Origin of the sequence: Pseudomonas sp. NFPP04, from assembly GCF_900113815.1 — a bacterium.
In the GTDB taxonomy this organism is placed as follows: Bacteria; Pseudomonadota; Gammaproteobacteria; order Pseudomonadales; family Pseudomonadaceae; genus Aquipseudomonas; species Aquipseudomonas extremorientalis.
In genome coordinates, this window is sequence record NZ_FOQS01000006.1 from 96,092 (window position 1) to 120,328 (window position 24,237).

The window sequence follows — 24,237 nt, forward strand, 5'->3', positions numbered from 1 at the left end:
ACAATCCACTCACGAAACCACCTCCCCAACCACCACGCCCCCCAGCCACCACCGTGCCAACCCCGCCACATTCGGCGCCTTGAGCAACGTAAAGTGATTCCCCCCGCCATACCAAACCTGCAACCCACTCCCCTGTCGCCGCCACCCCTCGACCATCATCCCCTGCTCCCGCTGATTCCCCGCCGCATCCAGCGCCGGATCCTCAGCCAACACCAACCGCACCACGCCCTTGAACCGCGCACCAGGCCGATACGCCGTACGCAACGCCGCCGCATAAGTGCGCGCCGGCCCCTCCATCGCATCCACCGCAGAACGCCCCGGCAACAATCCCACCCCGACCATGCCGGCATGTAACCGCTGCCGCTGCGCCTCCTCATCACACGCGGCAAAATCTCCAGGATCAATTCCCAGCGACCTGCCCGCCGACAACTGCATCGCCTCGATCAACCGCAGCAACGCCGCCGTCGTGGTGTACACCTTCGCGGTCCCCCCAGGTGCCTCACTGTCGATCACCGTCAATGACGCCACCTCCCGCCCGGCCGCCTGCAACCGCAGCGCCATCTCCAGCGCGACCCAGCCCCCGAACGAATGCCCCACCAGATGCACCGGCCCGTGCGGACATTCCTGCTCCAAGGCCATCAAGTAACAAGCCGCCGCCGCTTCCACCTGGCTATGGGGCACCGCTTCGCCGTCCAGCCCACGCGGCTGCAAGCCAAACAAAGGCCAGTCACGCCCCAGTGCCTCGCCCAAGCCGACGAACCCGGTGACACTGTCCCCTGCCCCCGGTACACAGAACACCGGCGCATACCCCGCCCGGCCACTCTGAATGCGCAACAACGGCTGATGCGGCGCCTGGGCCTGCGGCAAACAGGCCGCCAGCACCTCGCTCATCGCTCGCCCCAGTGCCTGGATATGCGGCGTTTGCATCATGCTCTGGTGATCCCCCGGCACCTGTACCTGGCGCAACTGGCCTGGCGCCAATACCTCATGCCACCCCAGGGACTCACTGCGCCGCGACAACTCGGTCGGCCGCTCATCCGCGCTGAACAGGTGCACCGCCACGGGCAACGGGAACAGGCTGTAGTGCGCCAGCGCATGCCCGTGCCCCACTTCCCGTTCGATAAAGCTCAAGAGGTCCGCGTCCGCAGCCGCCGCCATTTGCGCGTATAGCAGACCTTGATCGCGACAGCGTTGCAGCAGGCCCGCAAAGTCCAGCTGTTCAATCTGCGACGCCAACTGCCCAACGTTCGCCAGTTCATCCACACCTCCCTGTGCTTTCCAATACGCCGTGCACTGCAGCAACAAATGCCGCTTGAGCGCGTCCGGCCCACTCCAGCGCGCCTTGCCCTGGTCGGTCATACGCGGCACGTAGCTGTCGATCAAACCGAGGAATGCCACCGGTTCATCCAGCCCCACTAGTTGCATCGCCACTTCATAGGCCAGCACCCCGCCAAACGACCAGCCGGCGACCCGGTAAGGCCCATGGGGTTGAATACCCCGGATCAACCCGACCAGGCGCGCCGCCAGGCCTTCCATGGTGTCCAGGTGCGGCTCGCCGAGCGCCAGGCCCGGCAGGCCGTAAATCGGGTAGTCGCCGGGCAGATGCTGGCCCAGCGCCGGGAAATACACATCCATGCCACTGAATTCATGCACAAGGAACAGCGGCGCCTGCGAACCACTGCTGCGCACCGTGATCACCGCAGGATCGCGCACAGGCTCATCAGTGCGCTGACGCAGCATCGCGGCGACGGAGGCCACGCTGGCATGCTGGAACAACTCCGCCAGGGACACGGACAAACCCGCTTCCTCCATCAGGTTGACCAACCGGATCGCCAGCAGTGAATGCCCGCCCAGTTCGAAAAAGCTGTCGTGACGCCCGACCTGTTCCAGCTTCAATACCTCTGCCCACAGCGCTGCCAGGGTCTGCTCCAACGCATCCACCGGTGCTTCAAACTCGCGGCGGTGCAAAGCTTCCAGGGCGGGCACCGGCAAGGCTTTGCGGTCGATCTTGCCATTGGCTGTCAACGGCAGGGACTCCAGCGGCACAAAGGCCGACGGCAGCATGTAGTCCGGCAACTGGTCTTGCAGGCAAGCCCGCACGCTGTCGATGCCGACAGGCGTGTCGCCCCAGGTGAAATACGCCACCAGGCGCTTGTCCCCTGGGGCGTCCTCGCGGGCCAGCACCACCACATCCTGGATACCCGCAACGTTGGCCAGGCGCGCTTCGATCTCACCCAGTTCGATACGGAAACCACGGATCTTCACCTGGTCGTCATTGCGCCCGATGCACTCCAGCAAACCCTGCGCCGTCCAGCGGCCAAGGTCGCCGGTGCGGTACATCAAGGCGTCTGGGATAAACGGGTCCTGCACAAACTTTTCAGCGGTCAGTTCAGGACGGTTCAGATACCCCTTGGCCACGCCATCCCCACCGATGCAGATTTCACCGGTCACGCCCACGGGCACCGGTTGCAACTGCGCATCCAGCACATGCACCTGCGTATTGGAGATCGGCCGGCCGATGGGCACGCTGTCGGCCGTTTCGGCCAGCGACCGCACTTCGTAGGTGGTGGCGTAGGTGGTGGTTTCGGTCGGCCCGTAGCAATGCACCAGGCGCAATGCCGGTGCCTGGGCCAACAGACTGCGGAACGCCGCCGGGTCAGCCCGCTCACCACCGCACAGCAGGATGCGCAGGCCCGCCAGGGCCTGGGGAATCAGCTGCACGTACTGGTTGAACAACGCCGTGGTGATGAACAATACCGTCGCATCCGCCAACGCCAGGCCAAACGCAGCCGGATCGAGCAAGGTGGCGTGGTCGATCACCTGCACCTGGCCGCCATTGAGCAACGGCCCCCACACGTCCATGGTACTGGCGTCAAACGCCGGGTTGGAGGCGAAGGCGACGCGGTCACTGGCGTTGAAGTCGGCGTAGCCGTTATTCAGCACCAGGCGCGTGATGCCGCGATGGGGCACCAACACGCCTTTGGGCGTGCCGGTGGAGCCTGAGGTGTACATGATGTACGCCACGCTGTCCGAGGACTGCGACAAGTCCGGGTTGTGGCTCGGTTGCGGATCGAGGGCCAGGGTGTCGAGGTCCAGGCGTTGCACGGCGTAGTCGACGGCACGCTCGCTGCCGGTCAACAACCAGGCCGCGCCGCTGTCCTGCACCATGAACGCCTGGCGCTCCGCCGGGGCGTTGATGTCCAGCGGCACATAGGCGGCGGCGCACTTGAGCACGGCCAACTGGCTGACCAGCAGGTCCAGCGAACGCGGCAACAGGATCGCCACATGATCGCCGGGGCGTACTCCAAGGCCCAGCAAATGATGGGCCAGGCGATTGGCGCGGCTGTTCAGCTCGCCATAACTGAGTGACTGCTCGCCCTGCAGCGCCGCCAGCGCAGCCGGCCGTGCATGGGCCTGGGCTTCGAACAGGCGTTGCACCGTATGTTCACGCGGGAATGCCCGGGTGGTGGCGTTCAGGTCCAGCAATTGCTGGCGTTCGGCGGCGGGCAGGATCGGCACATAGGCGATGGCAAGCGTACCGCCCTGTTCCAACGCCTGTACCAGTTGCTCCACCGCGATGTGCAGGTAGTCGCACACGCGACGGGCGCCCTGCCCCACGACTTTCAAGGAGAAACCCGCGCCCAGGTCATCCACGCTCACCGACAGGCCATAGTTGCTGTGTTCCTCGGCCTTGAGCAACCGGATGCCCTGCCAGGCCTCGCTCGCCACCTGCGGCGCACTGTGGCGATAGTTGAACAGCGTATCGAACAGCGGCGTGGTCACCGGCACGCCACTGCAGCGCTGGGCCAAGGCCAACGGCGCCTGCTCATGGCTGAGCAATTGAGTGAGGCGTGCGTGGGTGGCGCGCAACGCGTCGCGCACGCTGTGCCGACCCAGGTCGACCCGCAGCGGCAGGGTGTTGATGAACACGCCCATGGCCCGCTCGGCCCCTTCGCCGCCTTGCAGCCGGCCAAGCATCACGCTGCCGAACACCACTTGCTCCCGACCCGAGACCTTGCCCAGCACCTGCGCCCAGGCCAGGTGCATCAGGCTGGCGGCGCTCACCCCGGATTGCCGGGCCTGGGTGCGCAGGCGTTGGCTCAGCTCCAGGTCAAGGGTGCAGTGAACCTGCTCATTGCCGCCAAGGGTTTCCAGGCGGGTCGGCTCGTCGATCTCGCCCAGCATCTCACGGAAGAATGCCTCGTGATCGTCAACCCCCAAGCGGGTCTGGGCCACATAGTTGCGATACGGCACCGGCGCGCCCAGGGTGTGTGGCGTGCCCGAGAGAAACGCCTGCATTTCGTGCTGCAAAATCTCCAGGGCGATGTGGTCCATCACCAGGTGGTGGAACAGCAAGATGGCACTGCCGTCACACACCACCAGGCGCATCAGCGGTGCCTGGGACAGGTCCAGACGCTCCGGCACCGGCCCATGTTCGACCCGCAGCGAAGCCTCGCGCCACACCACCTGCACCGGTTCTTCCAGGCCGTCCCAATGGAACGACGAGCGCAGAATGTCGTGACGCTGGATCACCGCCTGCAAGGCCAGGGCAAATGCCTCCAGTCGCCGGGCGCTGTCGAATGCAAACTGCGCCCGTAACACATAGTCATCACCGCCCTGCGCGGCGCGATGGTGATAGAGCATGCCGGCCTGCAACGGCGCCAGCGGGTAGATGTCCTGCACATTCGCCGCGCCGCCGGGGATACAGGCGACGATACGCTCGATGGCCGGCTGATCCATTTGGATCAGCGGCAACATGTCCGGGGTGATCGCCGTGCAATCGGCCGTAATGCCATTGACCGGCACCGCCACTTCACGCCCTGCGCCCAAGGCCGCCGCCAGGGCCGACAAAGTCGGCTGGCCAAACAGCACTTTCACATCCGCCGACAACCCGAGGCCGCGCATGCGCCCCATCAGGCTCACCGCAAGCAACGAGTGGCCGCCCAGCTCGAAGAAGTTGTCGTGACGGCCCACGCGCTCCACGTTGAGCAACTCGGCCCACAGGCTGGCCAGGGCGATCTCCGTGTCGCCCTGGGGCGCTTCGTACTCGCGCACCACCACCGAGTCCAGGCCCGGCGCGGGCAGTGCCTTGCGGTCAAGCTTGCCGTTGGGGCTCAAGGGCAAGTTATCCAGGTGCACGAAGATCGACGGCACCATGAATTCCGGCAGATGCTGCAAAAGATGCGTGCGCAAGGCGTCGATCTCGCTGGACACACCGGTGTAGTAGGCAATCAGGCGATTGTCGCGGGCGATCACCGCGGCTTCATTGACCTGCGGGTGGTCGGTGAGGCGCGCCTGGATTTCCCCCAGTTCGATGCGCAGGCCACGGATCTTCACCTGATCGTCGTTGCGCCCCAGGTACTCGATCGTCCCGTCCGCCAGGTAGCGACCAACGTCGCCGGTGCGGTACAGGCGCCCATCGGTGAACGGGTCCTTGAGGAAGCGTTCGGCGGTCAGTTCCGGCCGGTTCAGGTAGCCGCGCGCCACTTGCACGCCACCGATGAACAGCTCGCCGACCACGCCCAATGGCACGGGCTGCATCTGTGCGTCGAGCACGTACATGCGGGTGTTGGCGATCGGTTTGCCGATCGGCGTGTTGTCCGGCGTCACCGGCCCGGCGCAGTTCCATGCGGTCACATCGACAGCGGCTTCGGTCGGGCCGTACAGGTTATGCAATTGGCTACCTGGCAATTGCTGCTTGAAGCGCCGCACCAGGCTGCCCGTCAGGGCTTCGCCGCTGCACATCACACGCACTAACCCTTCGGCCTGGCTCACATCGCCATGGGCCAGGAACACATCCAGCATCGACGGCACGAAGTGCAGCGTGGTGATCTGCTCGGCGGCAATCACCTCGCACAGGTACGCCGGGTCTTTGTGCCCGCCCGGGCGCGCCATCACCAGGCAGGCGCCGGTGAACAGCGGCCAGAAGAACTCCCACACCGACACGTCGAAGCTGAACGGCGTTTTTTGCAGCACCCGGTCATGGGCTTGCAGGCCATAGGCGTCCTGCATCCACAGCAGGCGGTTGACCACGCCGGGGTGGTCGTTGATCACGCCCTTGGGCTGGCCGGTGGAGCCGGAGGTGTAGATCACGTAGGCACTGACGGCTGGCACGTGAGGGTTGTCGACAGGCTGGTGCTGCCAGCTCGGTTGGTCGAGATCGACCACCGGCACATCCCCCAGCAATGCCCGCGTCGCCCCCTGGGCCAGCACCGCCACCGGTGCGCTGTCCTCCAGCATGTAGGCAATGCGCTCCAGCGGATACGCCGGGTCCAGCGGCACATAGGCAGCGCCGGCCTTGAGGATCGCGTACAGGCCGATGACCATGTCCAGGCCGCGCTCTACGCAGATCGCCACCCGTGAATCCGGCTGCACACCCAATTCCAGAAGGTGGCGGGACAGTTGATTGGCTCGCGCATTCAGCTCGGCATAGGTCAACACGCCGTCATCGGCTTTGACGGCAATCGCGTCCGGCGTCCGCGTCGCCTGCGTTTCGAACAGGCCATGCAAGGTCTGCTCGAGGTCATAAGCGACTTCGGTGGCGTTGAAATCAAACAGCAGGTGCTGGCGCTCACGCTCATCCACCAGTGGCACCTGTTCCAGCACCGCCTGGTCGTTATCCACCATGGCCTGCAACACGCGGGTGAAGTAGCCGACGTAACGCTGCACCGTCGATGCGTCGAACAGCGCCACTGCGTATTCCAGCGCGCCGATGAGGGTGCCCTGCACTTCCGACAGGTCCAGGGACAGGTCGAACTTGGCGAAGTGACTGTCCTCGACGATGCCTTCCAAGGCCAGGTCGCCCAGGGCCAGGGTCGGCGCACTGCTGTCCTGCCAGGTCAGCAGGGTCTGGAACAGCGGGCTGTGGGCCAGGCTGCGCGGTGGCCGGGTGATCTCTACCACTTGTTCGAACGGCAGGTCCTGGTGGGCCTGGGCTTCCAGGGCCTGGGCCTTGACCCGCGCCAACAGCGCTTCGGTGCTCAGCTCGCCCGACGTGTCGATGCGCACCGCCAGGGTGTTCACAAACAGGCCGATCAGCCCTTCCACTTCGCTGCGCGTGCGGTTGGCCACGGGTGAGCCGATCACCACATCGTGCTGCCCGGAGAGCCGTGCCAGCAGTGAGGCCCAGGCGCTCATCAAGGTCATGTACAGCGTGGTGCCGTGGCGTTGGCTCAAGGCCTTGAGCCCGGCGGTGAGGCGTTCGTCCAGGCGCACCTCGACGCTACTGCCGGCGTAGTCCTGCTGCGCCGGGCGCGGGCGGTCGGTGGGCAGCGTGAGCAAGGCCGGTGCACCGGCCAGCGCCTGCTGCCAAAAGGTGCTCTGGCGCTGCAGCACTTCACCGCTGAGCCACAGGCGCTGCCATACCGCGAAGTCGCCGTACTGGATCGGCAACGCCGGCAAGGGGTCGGGCTGGCCGTGGCTGAAGGCCTGGTACAGCGCCATCAGTTCACGGATGAGCACGCCCATGGACCAGCCATCGGACACGATATGGTGCAGCGTCAGCAACAGCACATGGTGATCGTCGGCCATTACCACCAGACGCCCGCGCAGCAGCGGGCCGCGCTCCAGGTCGAACGGCGCCGAGGCCTCGCCATGGATCAACGCGTCCAGCGCCTGCTGTGGTTGCGGGTGGCGGCGCAGGTCCTGCACTTGCAGGGGCAACACGTCTTCGGCGGGCACGATCACCACCTGGGCCTCGTCGCCGCGCTGGGCAAAGCGGCTGCGCAGGGTTTCGTGGCGTGCGACGATGCGCGCCAGCGCCCGTTGCAGCGCCTCCACATGCAACTGCCCACGCAGACGCAGCCCGATGGGAATGTTGTAGGCGGTGTTGGCGCCTTCCATCAGCGCCAGGAACCACAGGCGCTGCTGGGCGAAGGACAGCGGCGTGGGCTCATCACGATTGGCCGGGAGGATAGCTGGCAAGGTGCTGCGACCGGACTGGGCCAGCACCTCGGCCACCGCCGCCAACTCGGCATTGGCAAACAAATCGCCGAGCAGCAACTCCACACCCAGGCGCTGGCGGATCTGCGAGACCATGCGCATCGCCAGCAAGGAATGCCCGCCCAGTTCGAAGAAATGATCGCGACGCCCCACCCGCTCCACCTGCAGCACATCGGCCCAGATCTGCGCCAGTACGGTTTCGATTTCACCTTCGGGAGCCACGTACTCGCGGGTAAACACTGCGGCCATGTCCGGCGCCGGCAGGGCCTTGCGGTCGAGCTTGCCGTTGGCGGTCAGGGGCAACGCGTCCAGCTTCACATAGGCGACCGGCACCATGTAGTCCGGCAGGTGCGCCACCAGGTGGGCGCGGAGTTCGGCTACCACCAGTGGGTCGAGCTGGCGGTTTTCGGTGAAATACGCCACCAGCCGCTCTTCACGCACCAGCACCACGGCTTCCTGGATACCCGCCAACTGGTTGAGTTGGGCTTCGATTTCGCCCAGTTCGATGCGCATGCCACGGATCTTCACCTGGTCGTCATTGCGCCCCAGGTACTCGATAGTGCCGTCCGGCAGCCAGCGTGCCAGATCGCCGGTACGGTACATGCGCCCGGCGTTGAATGGGTCCTGCAGGAAACGTTCGGCCGTCAACTCCGCACGGTTGAGATAACCCCGCGCCACGCCTTTACCGCCCACATACAACTCCCCCGCCACCCCCAGCGGTACCGGCCGCTGCTGCTCATCCAGCAGGTACACCGTGGCATTGGCGATGGGTTTGCCGATGTGCAACGGCTGGCCGGCCTCGACCTTGCCGGAGGTGGCGACCACCGTGGCTTCGGTCGGCCCGTAGTTGTTGATCAGGTCGAAACGTTGGGCGCGACCGAACTGGCGCAAGCGATCACCACCGATCAGCAGCGTGCGCAGCGTCGGGTGTTCGAGCTGCTGGCTGAATGCGTACTCGGCCACCGGCGTGGGCAGGAAGCATACGTCCAACGGCTGCGCGCACCACCAGGCCAGCAGTGCGTCGACATCCTCGGTGCCGTCATGGGCCGGTGGCAAGTGCAGGGTCGCGCCCACGCACAGCGCCGGCCAGACTTCCCAGGCCATCGCGTCAAAGCCGAACCCGGCGACGCTGGCGGTGTGGCGCCCGGCGCACAGGTCAAAGGCATGGCAATGCCAGTCAACCAGATTGGCGACGGTGTGGTGCTCCACCATGACGCCCTTGGGCAGACCGGTGGAGCCGGAGGTGTAGATCACATAGGCGAGGTTGGACGGCGTGACCGCAACCTTCGGGTTGCTCGCCGAATGGTGCTGCCAGGTGTAGCGGTCGAGGTTGATCACCGGCACGTCAAGGGCCGGCAGGCGCTCGAGCAAGGCGTGCTGGGTCAACACCGCCACCGGGGCGCTGTCGCTGAGCAGGTAGTTGAGGCGCTCGGCCGGGTGCGACGGGTCCACCGGTACATAGCAGGCGCCGGCCTTGAGAATCGCCAGCAGGCCGGCCAGGGTATCCAGCCCGCGACGGGCGACGATGGCAACGCGGTCGTCAGGCCTGACCCCCAGCGCCAGCAGATGATGGGCCAGCAGGTTGGCTTGCTGGTTGAGTTCGGCATAGGTGAGCTGGCGACCCTGATGCACGGCGGCAATGGCGTCGGGGCTCAGCGCGGCCTGGGCTTCGATGCGTCCGTGCAGCGTGGTGCCTTGGGGGAAATCCGTGTGGGTGGAGTTGAAGTGTTCCAACAACCACTGCTGCTCGGCGAACGGAAGCACTGACACCTGATTGAGCGCAGTGTCTGGCGCCTGTTCGAGCGCGGTCAGCAGGTTTTCCAAGGCGGTCTGCACGTAGGCACAGACGCGCTGCGGATCCACCAGGGTGCTGGCCAGCAGACTCAGGGCAAAGTCATCGCCGAAGTCGTCGACACTCAGGGTCAAGGGGTAATTGGTACGTTCCTCGGCGCTCAGTGCAGCGATGCCCTGCCAGGCGGAGATCGCTTCGTCACTGGCCGCCGAGGCACTGTGGCGATAATTGAGCAAGGCGCTGAACAACGGCGTCGGCGCCACCACGCCGCTGCACCGCTGGGCCAGCGCCAACGGTGCGTGCTCATGCCGCAGCAACGTCGTCAGCCGCGCATGAGTCGCCTTGACCCCGGTGCGCACGTCCTCGCGGCCCACGTCCACGCGAAACGGCAAGGTGTTGATGAAGATACCCAGCGCCCGGTCTGTGTCATGACTGCCCTGCATGCGGCCCATCAATACCGTGCCGAACACCACCTGTTCCTTGCCGGCCAACACCCCCAGCACCTGCGCCCACGCCAAATGAAACAGGCTGGCTGCGCTGACCCCCAGTTGCCGTGCCTGTGCTCGCAACCGTTGCGACAACGCCGCCGGCAGCGCCAGGTGTGCCTCGGTAATCCCCCGCGCATCGCCCTGCACATCGCTCAAGCCATACGGCAAGGTGGGTTCGCTGATGTCGCCAAGCATCTGGCGGAAGAAGTGTTCGTGTGCCTGCTCGCTGATCCCCAACCGCGCCTGAGCCACGTAGTTGCGAAACGGCACGGCCTGGCCCAACGTCGCGCCCTGCCCCAACAGGCAGGCCTGCAACTCGTGGCACACGACTTCCAGGGCACTGTGATCAAGGGCCATATGGTGGAACAGCAGGCTGGCAACGATACGTTGATTGGCCACGTCCTCGGCCCGCACCAGACGCAGCAACGGCGCCTGGGACACGTCGAGGCGATAGTGGCGGGCATCAAACAGCGCGCGCAGTTGCGTGGCGATGTCGCCGTCGGCCGGGTCCAGCGCCAAGGCCTGCACCGGCAGGCGCGCGCGGCGCCACACCACTTGCGACGGTTGCTGCACACCCTCCCAGACCACTCCTGTGCGCAGGATGTCGTGGCGGTCCATCACCGCTTGCAGTGCCTGGGCAAACGCCTCGAACCGCTCCAGGCTGTCGAAGGAAAACTGCGATTGCATCACGTACGGGTCGCCCCGCTCGGCACTGACGTGGTGGAACAGAATGCCTTCCTGCAAGGGCGCCAGCGGGTAGATATCCTGGATATTCGCCACGCCGCCATCGACGCTGGCGACGATGCGGTCGACCTCATCCTGGCTCAGCGTCGACAACGTCAACATCGACGGCAGGATGCGCTCGGCGTCCGCCGGTATGCCATTGGCGGGTACGTCGACTACGCCCGCCTTCGTCGCCGAGTATTCACCGGCCTTGATCAGCTCGATCAACGCCGGTTTGTGCTCGCGCAGGGCGGCGAGGATCGCCGGGTCGCTCAAGGCTTGCTTGTTGCCCTGGACCGATAGCTGTTCGCCCTTGAGCGCCAGTTGGATGTCCTTGGTCTTCAGCGTCGCCAGCAGTTGGTTGATGCTCACAGGACGATCTCCATTCGTTCAGTCAATGCGGCGTAGCCAGCCAGGGTCGGCTGTTCGAACAACGCGCGCACGTCGGCTTCCATGCCTTCCTGGCGCAAGCGCCCGATGAGGCTGACGGCGAGCAGCGAGTGCCCGCCCAGTTCAAAGAAATTGTCGTGGCGCCCTACCCGCTCCACGTTGAGCAGTTCTGCCCAGAGCCGGGCCAGCAGGATTTCGGTCTCCCCTTCGGGGGCTTCGAACGCGCGTACCAGCCGTGCTTCCATGCCCGGTGCCGGCAGGGCCTTGCGATCGAGTTTGCCGTTGGGGCTCAAGGGCAACGCGTCGAGGTGCACGAACAGCGCGGGCACCATAAAGTCCGGCAGGTGCAGTAGCAGTTGGGCACGCAGGCTTTCGACGGGCGCATGTTCTCCGGTGTAGTAGGCGACCAGGCGCTCGTCGCGGGCCACCACCACGGCGTCCTTGACTGATGTGTGCTCGGTCAATCGCGCCTGGATTTCCCCCAATTCGATACGCAGGCCACGGATTTTTACCTGGTCGTCGTTACGCCCCAGGTACTCGATATTGCCATCGGGCAGGTAACGACCCACATCCCCTGTGCGATACATGCGCCCGCCGGTGAACGGGTCTTCGAGGAAGCGCTCGGCCGTCAGTTGCGCACGGTTCAAGTAACCCCGCGCCACTTGCACCCCGCCGATGAACAACTCGCCCACCACGCCCAATGGCACCGGTTGCAACTGTGCATCCAGCACGTACATGCGGGTATTGGCGATGGGTTTGCCAATCGGTGTGTTGTCCGGCACCTCGGGCCGCGCACAGTTCCAGGCGGTCACGTCCACCGCCGCTTCGGTAGGGCCATACAGGTTGTACAGGCCGATGCCCGGCAATTGCTGCTTGAAGCGCCGCACCAGGCTGCCCGGCAGGGCTTCGCCGCTGCACATCACACGCACTAACCCTTCGGCCTGGCTCACATCGCCATGGGCGAGGAATACGTCGAGCATCGATGGTACGAAGTGCAAGGTGGTGATCCGCTGCGCCTCGATCACTTCGCACAGATAGGCCGGGTCCTTGTGCCCGCCCGGGCGCGCCATCACCAGGCGTGCACCGGTGAACAGCGGCCAGAAGAATTCCCACACCGACACGTCGAAACTGAACGGGGTTTTCTGCAGCACTGCATCCTCAGCATTGAGCCCGTAGGCGTCCTGCATCCAGAGCAAGCGGTTGACCACCCCGGCGTGCTCGTTGATCACCCCCTTGGGCTCGCCGGTGGAGCCGGAGGTGTAGATCACGTAGGCGGCGTGGCGAGCGGTGAGGCCCGGGACCTGGAGGTTGGTCGCGGGCTGGCGTTGCCACGTGACGTGATCAAGCTCGATCACCGGCACGTCGCCCAGCAGCGCACGGGTGGTCGCTTGCGCGAGGACCACCACCGGCGCGCTGTCCTGCAGCATGTAGGCGATGCGCTCCTGGGGGTAGGCCGGGTCCAGCGGCACGTAGGCGCCGCCGGCCTTGAGAATGGCGAACAGGCCGACCACCATGTCCAGGCCACGCTCGAGGCAGATCCCCACCCGTGTATCCGGCTGGACGCCGTGCTCACGCAGATGATGGGCCAGGCGATTGGCGCGTTCGTTGAGTGCCCGGTAGGTCAGCCGTTGCTCGGCGGCAATCACTGCCACCGCCTCCGGCGTGCGCTCGACCTGGGCTTCGAACAGCGCCTGCAGGGTCTGATCGAGATCGTACGGCACCTCGGTTGAGTTGAATTCGACCAGCAGCTTATTGCGCTCTTCGGCGCCCAGGATCGGCAAACGATCGAGCGCGTGTTGCGGCGCGTGCTCCAACGCCTCGACCAGGCCCGACAACGCCGTGTGCAGGTACTCGCACACGCGTTGCGCATCGGCGCGTGCCAGAGCGGTGATCTCATAACCGTCGCCCAAGTCGTCCACGTTCAAGGTCAACGGATAGTTGGTACGTCCGTCGTTGGCCAGGGTCTGCATGCCTTCCCAGGCCTGCTGCGCCTCCTGCGAGCGGGTGGCCGTGCCACGATGACGGTAATTGAGCATTGAGCTGAACAGCGGGGCCGGGGCAGCGACCCCACTGCAACGCTGGGCCAGCGCCAGGGACGCGTGTTCATGGCCGAGCAAGGCGCTGAGCCGTTCGTGGGTCGCCCGTACGGCGGCACGTGCGCCTTGACCGTCGATATCCAGACGCAGCGGCAAGGTATTGATAAATACCCCCAGGGCGCGGTCGGCGCCCTCGCCACCTTGCAGGCGACCGACCAATACGGTGCCGAACACCACACTGTGGCGGCCCGATGTCGCCGCCAGCACCTGGCCCCACGCCAGGTGAAACAGGCTCGCCGTGCTCACCCCCATCAGCCGGGCCTGGGCCCGCAAGCGGCGGTTGAGGTCGCTGTGCAGGCGCAGGCTGTGTTCCTCGACGGCGCTGCCGTCGCCGCGCACGTCCTGCCAGCCGAAGGGCAATGTCGGCTCGTCGATATCGCCGAGCATGGCGCGGAAAAAGCCTTCGTGCTCCTGTTCGCTCACGCCCAACCGCGCCTGCGCCACGTAGTTGCGGTACGGCATCGGTGCAGCCGCGGGCACTTGCCGGCCGAGCAGGAAGCCCTGCATTTCCCGCAGCACGACGTCAAACGCGGTGTGGTCGAGGACGATATGGTGATACAGCAATACCGCGACCACCCGTTGGTGGGAGGGATCCTGGGCGTACATCAGGCGGATCAGCGGAGCCTGGCTGATGTCCAGGCGATAGCGTCGTGCATCGAAACGTTGGTGCAGGCCGGCCAGTACATCGCCTTGCAGGTGCAGCGCCTGCACCTGCAGTTCGGCGGTGCGCCACACCACTTGCAGCGGTTGCGCCAACCCCTCCCAGACCACACCGGTGCGCAGGATGTCGTGACGATCGATCACCTGCTGCAACGCCTGGGCAAAGGCATTCAGGCGGTCGAGGCTGTCGAACGCCAGGTGCGTTTGCAGCAGGTACGGGTCGCCCTGCTCAGCGGTGATGTAATGGTAGAGGATGCCCTCTTGCAACGGCGCCAGCGGGTAGATGTCCTGCACATTGGCCACGCCACCGGGCACTTGCGCGACCACTTGATCGATGGTTGCCTGGTCGAGTTCCACCAATGTCAGCAGGTCCGGCGTAATGCGCCGGCAGTTGGCGGGAATGCGATTAACCGGCACCTGCACTTCGCGACCGCTGCCGACAGCGGCGGCCAGAGCGGCCAGGGTCGGCTGGCTGAACAGCACGCGCACATCGGCACTCAGGCCGACCTGGCGCATGCGTTCGATCAGACTGACGGCCAACAATGAATGGCCGCCGAGCTCGAAGAAGTGGTCATGGCGACCCACCCGTTCAACCTGCAGCACTTCGGACCAGATGCGCGCCAGAGTGGTTTCCACGTCGCCCTGGGGGGCTTCGTATTCGCGGGTCAGCAGCGCGGCCTGATCCGGCTCCGGCAGGGCCTTGCGGTCCAGCTTGCCGTTGGCGGTCAGGGGCAGTGCCTGCACCTGCACATAGGCGACCGGCACCAGGGCCTCGGGCAACCGGGCTTGCAGGTCGGCACGCAGGGTCTCGATAGCCAGCGGTTGCCGTGCGGTGAACCAGGCGATCAGGCGGCCTTCACGCACCAGCACCACCGCTTCGCCGACGCCTTCCACGGCAGCCAGGCAGTTTTCGATCTCCCCCAGCTCAACCCGCACGCCACGCACCTTGACCTGGTCATCGTTACGGCCCAGGTACTCGATATTGCCATCGGGCAACCAGCGCGCCAGGTCGCCGGTGCGGTACATGCGACCGGCGTTGAACGGGTCTTGCAGGAAGCGTTCGGCGGTCAGGTCCGGACGGTTCAGGTAACCCCGTGCCACGCCGCTGCCGCCCACGTACAACTCGCCCGCCACGCCCACCGGCACCGCACGCAAGTGCGCGTCCAGCAGGTAGACACGGCCGTTGGCGATGGGCCGCCCGATATGCAGCACCTGCCCGGCGCGTACGCGGCCAGAGGTGGCAACCACCGTGGCTTCGGTGGGGCCATAGTTATTGATCACGGCAAAGCGCCGCTCCTGGGTGAACTGGCGCAGGCGATCACCGCCGATCAGCAGGATGCGCAAGGTCGGGTGTTGCAACTGCTGGCCGAAAGCATATTCGGCCACCGGGGTCGGCAGGAAGCTGACGTCCAGTGGTTGTGCCAGCCACCAGGCCAGCAGTTCGTCGATGTTTTCATTGCCGACATCGGCCGGCGGCAGGTGCAAGGTAGCGCCCACACACAGCGCCGGCCAGACTTCCCAGGCCATCGCGTCAAACCCGAAACCGGCGACGCTGCTGGTGTGGCTCGTCGCATCCAGGCCAAAGGCCTCGCAGTGCCAGTGCACCAGGTTTTCCACGCTGCGGTGTTCCACCATCACGCCCTTGGGCTGGCCAGTGGAGCCGGAGGTGTAGATCACGTAGGCCAGGTGCGCAGGGGTCAGAAGGCTGAGCTGCGGATTGCTGACGGCATGCTGCTGCAGACATGGGTCGTGCAGGTCCACCGTGGCGATGTTGCCCAACAGGTCGCGGGTACTGGCTTCGGCCAGCACCGCCACCGGCGCGCTGTCGTGTAGCAAATAAGCGATGCGCTCGGCGGGATACGCCGGGTCGATGGGCACGTAACCGGCACCGGCCTTGAGGATGCCCAGCAAACCCACCAGCATCTGCGGGCCGCGACGACAACACAGGGCTACTCGGTCGTCGGGCTGTACCCCGAGTGTCAACAGGTAATGGGCCAGTTGGTTGGCGCGCCGGTTGAGCTGTTCGTAGGTCAACGCCTCACCGTCTTGCATCACCGCGATAGCCTGGGGTTGGCGTTCGGCCTGCACCTCGAAGGCACCGTGGACGGTGTGCCCCTGCGGGAAATCCTCGGCCGTGGCGTTGAAATCACGCAGCAGGGTTTCACGCTCTGCCGCCGGCAGGATCGTCAGCTGGTTGAGCAGGGTCTTCGGTGCGTTTTCCAGGCAGGCCACCAACTGTTCTACGGCGTTATGCATATAGGCACACAGGCGCTGGGCGCCGATCTGCGGCAGCGCCAGTACCGTGAGGCCAAAGCCTTCACCCAGGTCATCCACGCTCAAGGTCAGCGGGTAGTTGCTGCGTTCTTCGCCGCCGAGCAATTGCACGCCTTCCCAGATGCCGTGGCCGTCGCGGGCCATTTCACCGGGGCTGCTGTGACGGTAGTTGAGCAAGGCGCTGAACAGCGGCGATGCACCTGCCACGCCGCTGCAACGCTGGGCCAGCGCGAGGGACGCGTGTTCATGGCCGAGCAAGGCACTCAAGCGCCCGTGGGTGGCCTTGACCGCAGCGGCGGCAGTGGCTGCCACGTCCACGCGCAAGGGCAAGGTGTTGATGAACATGCCCAGCGCACGGTCCGCGCCGTCACCGGCCTGCATGCGCCCCATCAACACGGTGCCGAACACCACGTCGTCACGCCTGGATACCAGCCCCAGCACCTGCGCCCAGGCCAGGTGCATCAGGCTCGCGGCGCTGACGCCCAGTTGCCGGGCCTGCTCGCGTACCCGTTGGGCCAGCGCGGCATCCACGGCCTGTTCGGCTTCCTCGATATCGCCCCCATCGCCCTGCACGTCCTGCACGCCGAACGGCAAGGTCGGCTCATCCACATCGGCGAGCATGTCGCGGAAGAACGCCTCGTGTTCCTCCACGCTGACGCCAAGGCGAGCCTGAGCCACGTAGTTGCGAAACGGCGCCGCCTCGGGCAAGTCCTGGGCCTGGTTGAACATGAACGCACGCATTTCCTGGCCCACCACCTCCATGGCGGTGTGATCGAGCGCCAGGTGATGGAACAGCAGGATCGCCGCCACACGCTGATTCGCCGGATCCTGGGCATACACCATGCGCAGCAACGGCGCCTGGGTGATGTCCAGGCGGTAGTGACGGGCATCGAAGCGTGCATGCAACTGCTCGATGATGTCGCCTTCGGCCGGGTCCAGGTCGACCTCTTGCACGATCAGTTTCGCCTCGCGCCACACCACTTGCACCGGGCTGTCCAGGCCTTCCCAGACCATGCCAGTGCGCAGGATGTCGTGGCGGGCCACCACCTGTTGCAGCGCACCCATGAACCCCTGCAAACGCTCCAGGCTGTCGAACGCCATGCGCGATTGCAGCAGGTACGGGTCGCCCTGCTCGGCGCTGATGTGGTGATAAAGAATGCCTTCCTGCAACGGCGCCAGCGGGTAGATGTCCTGCACATTCGCCGCGCCGCCCGGCACGTTCGCGACGATACGTTCGATGGCGGCGGGGTCGAGTTGCACCAGCGTCAGCATCGACGGCGTGATCCGGGTGCAATCCTTGGGGATGCCATTGGCCGGCACCACGATTTCCCGGCCACTGCCCACGGCAGCGGCCAGCGCCGCCAGGCTTGGCTGGCTGAACAACACGCGTACGTCGCAGCTCAGGCCGACCTGGCGCATGCGTTCGATCAGGCTGACCGCCAGCAGCGAATGCCCGCCCAGTTCGAAGAAATGATCATGACGGCCAACCCGCTCCAGCTTGAGCACGTCCTGCCAGATCTGCGCCAGCTGGGTTTCCACTTCGCCTTCCGGCGCCTCGAAGCCGCGGCTGAGCAGCGCGCTCTGGTCCGGCACCGGCAGGCCCTTGCGGTCGAGTTTGCCGTTGGCGGTGAGCGGCAGCAGCTCCAGCCACACATACGCCGACGGCACCATGTAGTCCGGCAACTGGCCTTGCAGGTGAGCGCGCAGGGCTTCAATCTCAAGCGTCACACTGGCCGTGTAGTAGGCCACCAGGCGCTTGTCGCCGGGCTGGTCTTCGCGGACCAGCACCACCACGTCCTTCACGCCCGGGAAACTGGCCAGGCAGGTCTCGATCTCGCCGGGTTCGATACGGAAACCACGGATCTTCACCTGCAGGTCATTGCGCCCCTGGTACAGCAAGGTGCCGTCGGCCTGCCAGCAGGCCAGGTCACCGGTGCGGTACAACAGGCCCTCGCCGAAGGGGTTCGGGATAAATTTCTCGGCTGTGAGTTGCGCTTGGTTCAAATACCCCGTGGCCACGCCCGCACCGCCGATGTACAGCTCGCCGACCACACCCAACGGCAGTGGTTGCTGGCGCGGGTCCAGCACGTACGCCTGGGCATTGGCGATCGGGCGCCCGATGGGGATGCCGCCCTCGCCGACCCGGGTGATTTCGTGGGTGGTGGAAAACGTGGTGGCTTCGGTGGGCCCGTAGCCATTGAGCAGGTGCCGGGGCTTGCCGTGCCTGAGCACCCGGTCGATCACCTGCGGGTCGAGGACATCGCCGCCGACGATCAGGTAGCGCAACTGCGCGAATACCGGCAACAGCGCGTCAGCGTACTGGTGGAACAGCCCGGCGGTCATCCACAGCACGCTGACGGATTGCTCCTGCAACAACGCGGCGAACGCGGCCTGGGACAACAGCACCGCATGTTCGACCACCACCACACAACCGCCATTGAGCAGGGGCGCCCACACGTCGAGGGTGCTGGCGTCGAATGCCGGGTTGGAGGCGAAGGCCACGCGGTCGCGGGCATTGAAATCGGCATAGCCGTTATTGAGCACCAGGCGCGAGATGGCGCGGTGCGGCACTTGCACGCCTTTGGGCGCGCCGGTGGAGCCGGAGGTGTAGAGGATGTAGGCGACGCTTTCGGCAGACTGCGGCAGCTCAGGGTTGCGCGGCGACAACGTGTCCAGGTTCAAGTCGGCCAGGGTCGTGAGCACCCGGTGCGCGCCGCTGTCCTGCACGATGAATGCCTGGCGTTCGACCGGCGCGTTGATGTCCAGCGGTACATACACCGCACCGCACTTGAGGATCGCCAGTTGGCAGATCAGCAGGTCGAGCGAGCGCGGCAGCGCAATCGCCACGCTCTCGCCAGGTTGCACACCCTGGTTGAGCAAGTGATGGGCCAGGCGGTTGGCACGCCGGTTGAGGTCGCGGTAACTCAGGGACAATGCGCCCTGCACTGCCGCGACCGCTTCCGGACGGGCCAGCGCCTGGGCTTCGAACAACTGGTGCACGGTCAGGTGCGCCGGGTACTCACGGGCGGTGGCGTTGAAGTCCACCAGTATCTGATGACGCTCGGCGGCCGGCAGGATCGACACGGCCTGCAACGGCGTGGTCGGTGCCTGTTGCAACGCCGCCACCAGATGGCGCAGCGCGGTGAGCATATAGTCCCCCACGCGCTGCACATCCAGGCTCGCGACGCCTTGTACCGTCAGGGCAAAGCCTGTGCCCAGGTCATCGACGTTGAGCACCAGCGGGTAGTTGCTGCGTTCCTCGGAACTGAGTATCTGAATGCCGGAGGCCGCGAACGGGTTGTCTCCCGGCGCGTCCCCCGGCGCACTGTGGCGATAGTTGAGCAAGGTGCTGAACAGCGGCAGCGAACCCGGCACGCCACTGCAGCGCTGGGCCAGGGACAACGACGCATGTTCATGCCCGAGCAACTGCGCCAGGCGCGCATGGGTGGCGCGCACGCCGGCTTGCACACCCACGGCACCGAGGCTGACCCGCAGCGGCAAGGTATTGATGAACATCCCCAGCGCCCGGTCGGCACCTTCGCCGCCTTGCATGCGCCCCAGCAGCACGGTGCCGAATACCACCGACTGCTGGCCGGACACCTGCCCCAGCACCTGCGCCCAGGCCAGGTGCACCAGGCTCGCGCTGCTCACGCCCAGTTGCCGCGCTTGTTCGCGCAGGCCCAGGCTCAGTGCCGGCTCCAGGGGCAAGTGGGCCTCGATGATGCCGCTGCCATCGCCATTCACGTCCTGCAGGCCGAAGGCCAGGGTCGGCTCGTCGATATCGCCGAGCATCTCGCTGAAGAACGCTTCGTGCTGGGCCTGGCTGACCCCAAGCCGCGCCTGGGCCACGTAATTGCGGTACTGCACGGCGGCGGGCAGTTGCGCGCTGTTGCCGGCCAGGCTGGCGCTCATTTCTTCCACCAGCACTTGCAAGGCCGTGTGGTCGAGCAGGATATGGTGCAACAGCAGGATGCCGACAAACCGGCCCTGCTCTTCGGCGTAGACAAAGCGCATCAGCGACGCACGGCTCAAGTCCAGTCGGAAGTGACGCGGGTCGAAGCGTTGCTGCAACTGCGCCAGCGGTTCGTCGATACGTTCCACGGTCAGCGCCGCCTGGCGCAACACCACCTGCACCGGCTCGTTGAGGCCTTCCCAGAGGATCGCGGTGCGCAGGATGTCATTGCGCTCGATCACGCTGTGCAGCGCCTGGACAAACGCGTCCACCGCCACCTGGTCGTCAAAGCTGAACTGCACCTGCAACACATAGGGATCGCCCTCGGTGGTTGCCAGGTGGTGATACAGGATGCCGGCCTGCAACGGCGCCAGGCCGTAGATGTCCTGCACATTGCTGATGCCGCCGGGCACGCTCTGGATGATGTGGTCGAGGCCGGCCTGGTCCAGCTCCACCAGGGGCAGCATGTCCGGGGTGATGTGCTGGGTGGCGGCGGTGATCCGGTTGGCCGGCACCAGCACCTCTTGCTGACCCCCCACTGCGGCGGCCAGCGCCGCCAGCGTCGGTTGGCCGAACAGCACGCGCACATCGGCGCTGAGATCGACCTGGCGCATGCGCTCGATCAGCTTGACCGCCAACAGGGAGTGGCCGCCGAGTTCGAAGAAGTTGTCGTCACGCCCCACCCGGTCAAGCTTGAGCAGGTCTTGCCAGATCGCCGCGATGGCCGTTTCCACCGCGCCTTGGGGCGCCTGATAACCCCGGCGCGCCAGGGCATCGGCATCGGGTGCGGGCAGCGCCTTGCGGTCGAGCTTGCCGTTGGTGGTGAGCGGCAATTTATCCAGTTGCACAAAAGCACTGGGCACCATGTAGTCGGCCAGGCTCTGCAACAGATGGTCGCGCAGATCGGCCGCACGCAGCTCGCCCTCGCTTATCACGTAGGCCACCAGGCGCTTGTCGCCCGGCTGGTCTTCCCGGGCGATGACTACCGCGTCACGCACGCCCTCCGCGCTGGCCAGGTGCGCTTCGATCTCGCCCAGTTCGATACGGAAACCGCGGATCTTCACCTGGTCGTCGTTGCGGCCCAGGTATTCGACGCTGCCGTCGGCCAGCAGGCGGCCAAGGTCGCCGGTCTTGTACAGGCGCTGGCCGGTGGCCGGGTCGACCAGGAAGCGCTCGGCGGTGAGCGCCTCACGGTTGAGGTAACCGCGCGCCACCCCGGCACCGCCCACGTACAGCTCGCCGACCACGCCCAGCGGCAACGGCTCGCGGCGCGCGTCGAGTACATACAACTGCAAATCTGGAATGCGCACGCCAATCGGGCTGACGCCGACCAACTGCGCATCCGCCGCTTCCAGGGCGCGATAGGTCACGTGCACGGTGGTTTCGGTGATGCCGTACATGTTCACCAGTTGCGTGCCGGCGTTGATCGCCCGGGCGTACCACGGCTTCAGCACGCCCGGTTCCAGCGCCTCGCCGCCGAAGATCACCTGGCGCAGGGAATGGGACCGGGGGTTCTGGCCTTGCGCGGCGATCAATTGGCGGAAGGCGCTGGGCGTCTGGTTGAGGATGCTCACGCCCGCTTCGCAGAGCAGCGTGTAGCACTCGTCCGGCGAGCGGCTGACCAGTTGCGGCACGATCAGCAACTGGCCGCCGTGCATCAGCGCGCCCCAGATTTCCCATACCGAGAAGTCGAAGGCAAAGGAATGGAACAAGGCCCAGACGTCATTGCGGTTGAAGCCGAACCAGTGTTCGGTGGCGGTGAACAAGCGCGCGACCTGGCGGTGTTCGATCATCACGCCCTTGGGCTGGCCGGTGGAGCCGGAGGTGTAGATCACATAGGCCAGGTGGGCCGGGCTGAGGTCGACGCGGGGGTTGACGATGGATTCGCCGCGCAAGCCGTTGAGGTCGATCTGCGGCAGGTCGCCGACCAGGTGGCGCGTATTGGCCTGCACCAGCACCGCCAAGGGTGCGCTGTCGGCCAGGGTGTAGGCGATGCGTTCCTGCGGGTAGGCCGGGTCGATCGGCACGTAGCCGGCGCCGGCCTTGAGGATGCCCAGCAGGCCGATGATCATCTCCGGGCCGCGCTCCACGCAGATCGCCACGCGATCATCCGGGCGGATGCCCTGGGCCAGCAGGCGATGGGCGACCTGGTTGGCACGTTCGTTGAGTTGGCGGTAGCTGATGCGCTGATTGTCGAAGCGCAGCGCAATGGCGTCAGGCTGGGCGGCGGCGTGGGCTTCGACTTGAGAGTGGATCAGCGCGGTATCGGCGTAATGCGTGGCGCTGTGGTTGAGGCCGTGCAGCAGGGTATGGCGTTCGGCGTCAGGCAGGATGTTCAGGCCGCTGAGCGGCATATCCGGTCGCTGCTCAAGGGCGTCGGCCAGGCTTTCCAGGGCGGTGTGCAGGTAGGTGGCGACACGTTCGGCGCCGATGGAGGCATCGACCATCACCGTCAGCGCGAAATCTTCACCCAGGTCGTCGACGTTGACCGTCAGCGGGTAGTTGGTGCGCTCCTCGGCGCTGAGCACGCGGATGCCTTCGGCCACCTCGATCACCTCGGCCATGTCCGTGGCGGCGCTGTGGCGGTAGTTGAGCATGGCGCTGAACAACGGCGTCGGTGCCGCCACGCCACTGCAGCGCTGGGCCAGCGCGAGGGACGCGTGTTCGTGGTTGAGCAATGCCGTGAGGCGCTCGTGGGTGGCCTTGACCCCGGCCCGCACGCCCTGCTCGCCCACATCCACGCGCAATGGCAGGGTGTTGATGAACATGCCCAAGGCCCGTTCACCGCCCTCGCCCGCCCCCATGCGCCCGAGCATCACGGTGCCGAACACCACTGAGTCACGCCCGGCGACCACGCCCAATACGCGGGCCAGCGCCAGGTGCATCATGCTCGCCACGCTCACGCCAAGCGGGCGGGCCAGGGTGCGCAGACGGCGGCTCAGTGCGCTGTCGACGGGCACCCGTGCCTCGTCGATGCCCAGGCCATCGCCCTGCACATCCTGCAAACCGAACGGCAGGGTCGGCCCGTCGATATCCGCCAGCATCTCGCGGAAAAACGCCTCATGGGCCTGCTCGCTGACGCCATGGCGCACCTGGGCAATATAGCTGCGGAACGGCACCGGCTCACCGGCCTGGGCTTGCTCGCCGGCCAGGTACAGCTGGATCTCGTGGCGCACTACGTCAAGGGCGGTGTGGTCGAGGATGGTGTGGTGAAACAGCAACGTTGCCGCCACACGCCCGTCCGCTGGATCTGCGGTATACACCAGGCGCAGCAGCGGTGCCTGGCCCAGGTCCATGCGATCGGTGCGCGCCTCGAAGCCAACGGCCTCGCACGCCAGGGTCGCCTTGCGCCACACCACCTGCAACGGCTCATCAAGTCGCTCCCAGACCATCGAAGTGCGCAGGATGTCGTGGCGATCGATCACCCACTGCAAAGCTTCGGCAAACGCCTGCAAACGTGCGTGGCTGTCGAACTCGAACTGCGCGTGCAGCACGTAGGGATCGCCCTGTTCAGCCGACAGATGGTGGTAAAGCATGCCCTCCTGGAGCGGCGCCAGCGGGTAGATGTCCTGCACATTCGCCGCGCCACCGGGGATGGCAGCGACGATACGGTCGATGGCCGTCTGGTCGAGGCTGACCAGCGGCAGCATGGCCGGCGTGATGCGGTAGGCCGGGCTCAGCCAGTCACCGCCATGTTCGGCGACCAGCTCCAGCAGGCGCGGCTTGTGGGCGATCAGTTGGTCCCACAGCGCATCGTCCAGCGCCTCGTCGTCACCCAGGATGACCAGGTCGCCTTCTTCCCGTTGCAGACGGATCGCATGGGTGGAAATCGCTGCCAATAATTCGCTGAACTGCATGGGGGTAACCTGCCTGATAAGTCACGGTTGAGGAGAAAGTCCGTTTTCAGCTGCCGCTTGGATC

At 65.8% G+C, this 24,237-nt stretch carries 2 protein-coding genes; both read right to left on the reverse strand.

What is annotated here, in order from left to right; genetic code table 11:
- Positions 1-9: 9 nt before the first annotated feature.
- Positions 10-11,316, reverse strand: a complete 11,307-nt coding sequence (locus tag BM017_RS15060; RefSeq protein ID WP_092245714.1) for a non-ribosomal peptide synthetase — start codon at positions 11,314-11,316, stop codon at positions 10-12.
- Positions 11,313-24,173 (reverse strand): non-ribosomal peptide synthetase, encoded by a 12,861-nt coding sequence (locus tag BM017_RS15065; protein ID WP_092245717.1) that lies wholly within the window; start codon positions 24,171-24,173, stop codon positions 11,313-11,315. Before BM017_RS15065 ends, BM017_RS15060 begins: the two co-directional genes overlap by 4 nt.
- Positions 24,174-24,237: the final 64 nt, after the last annotated feature.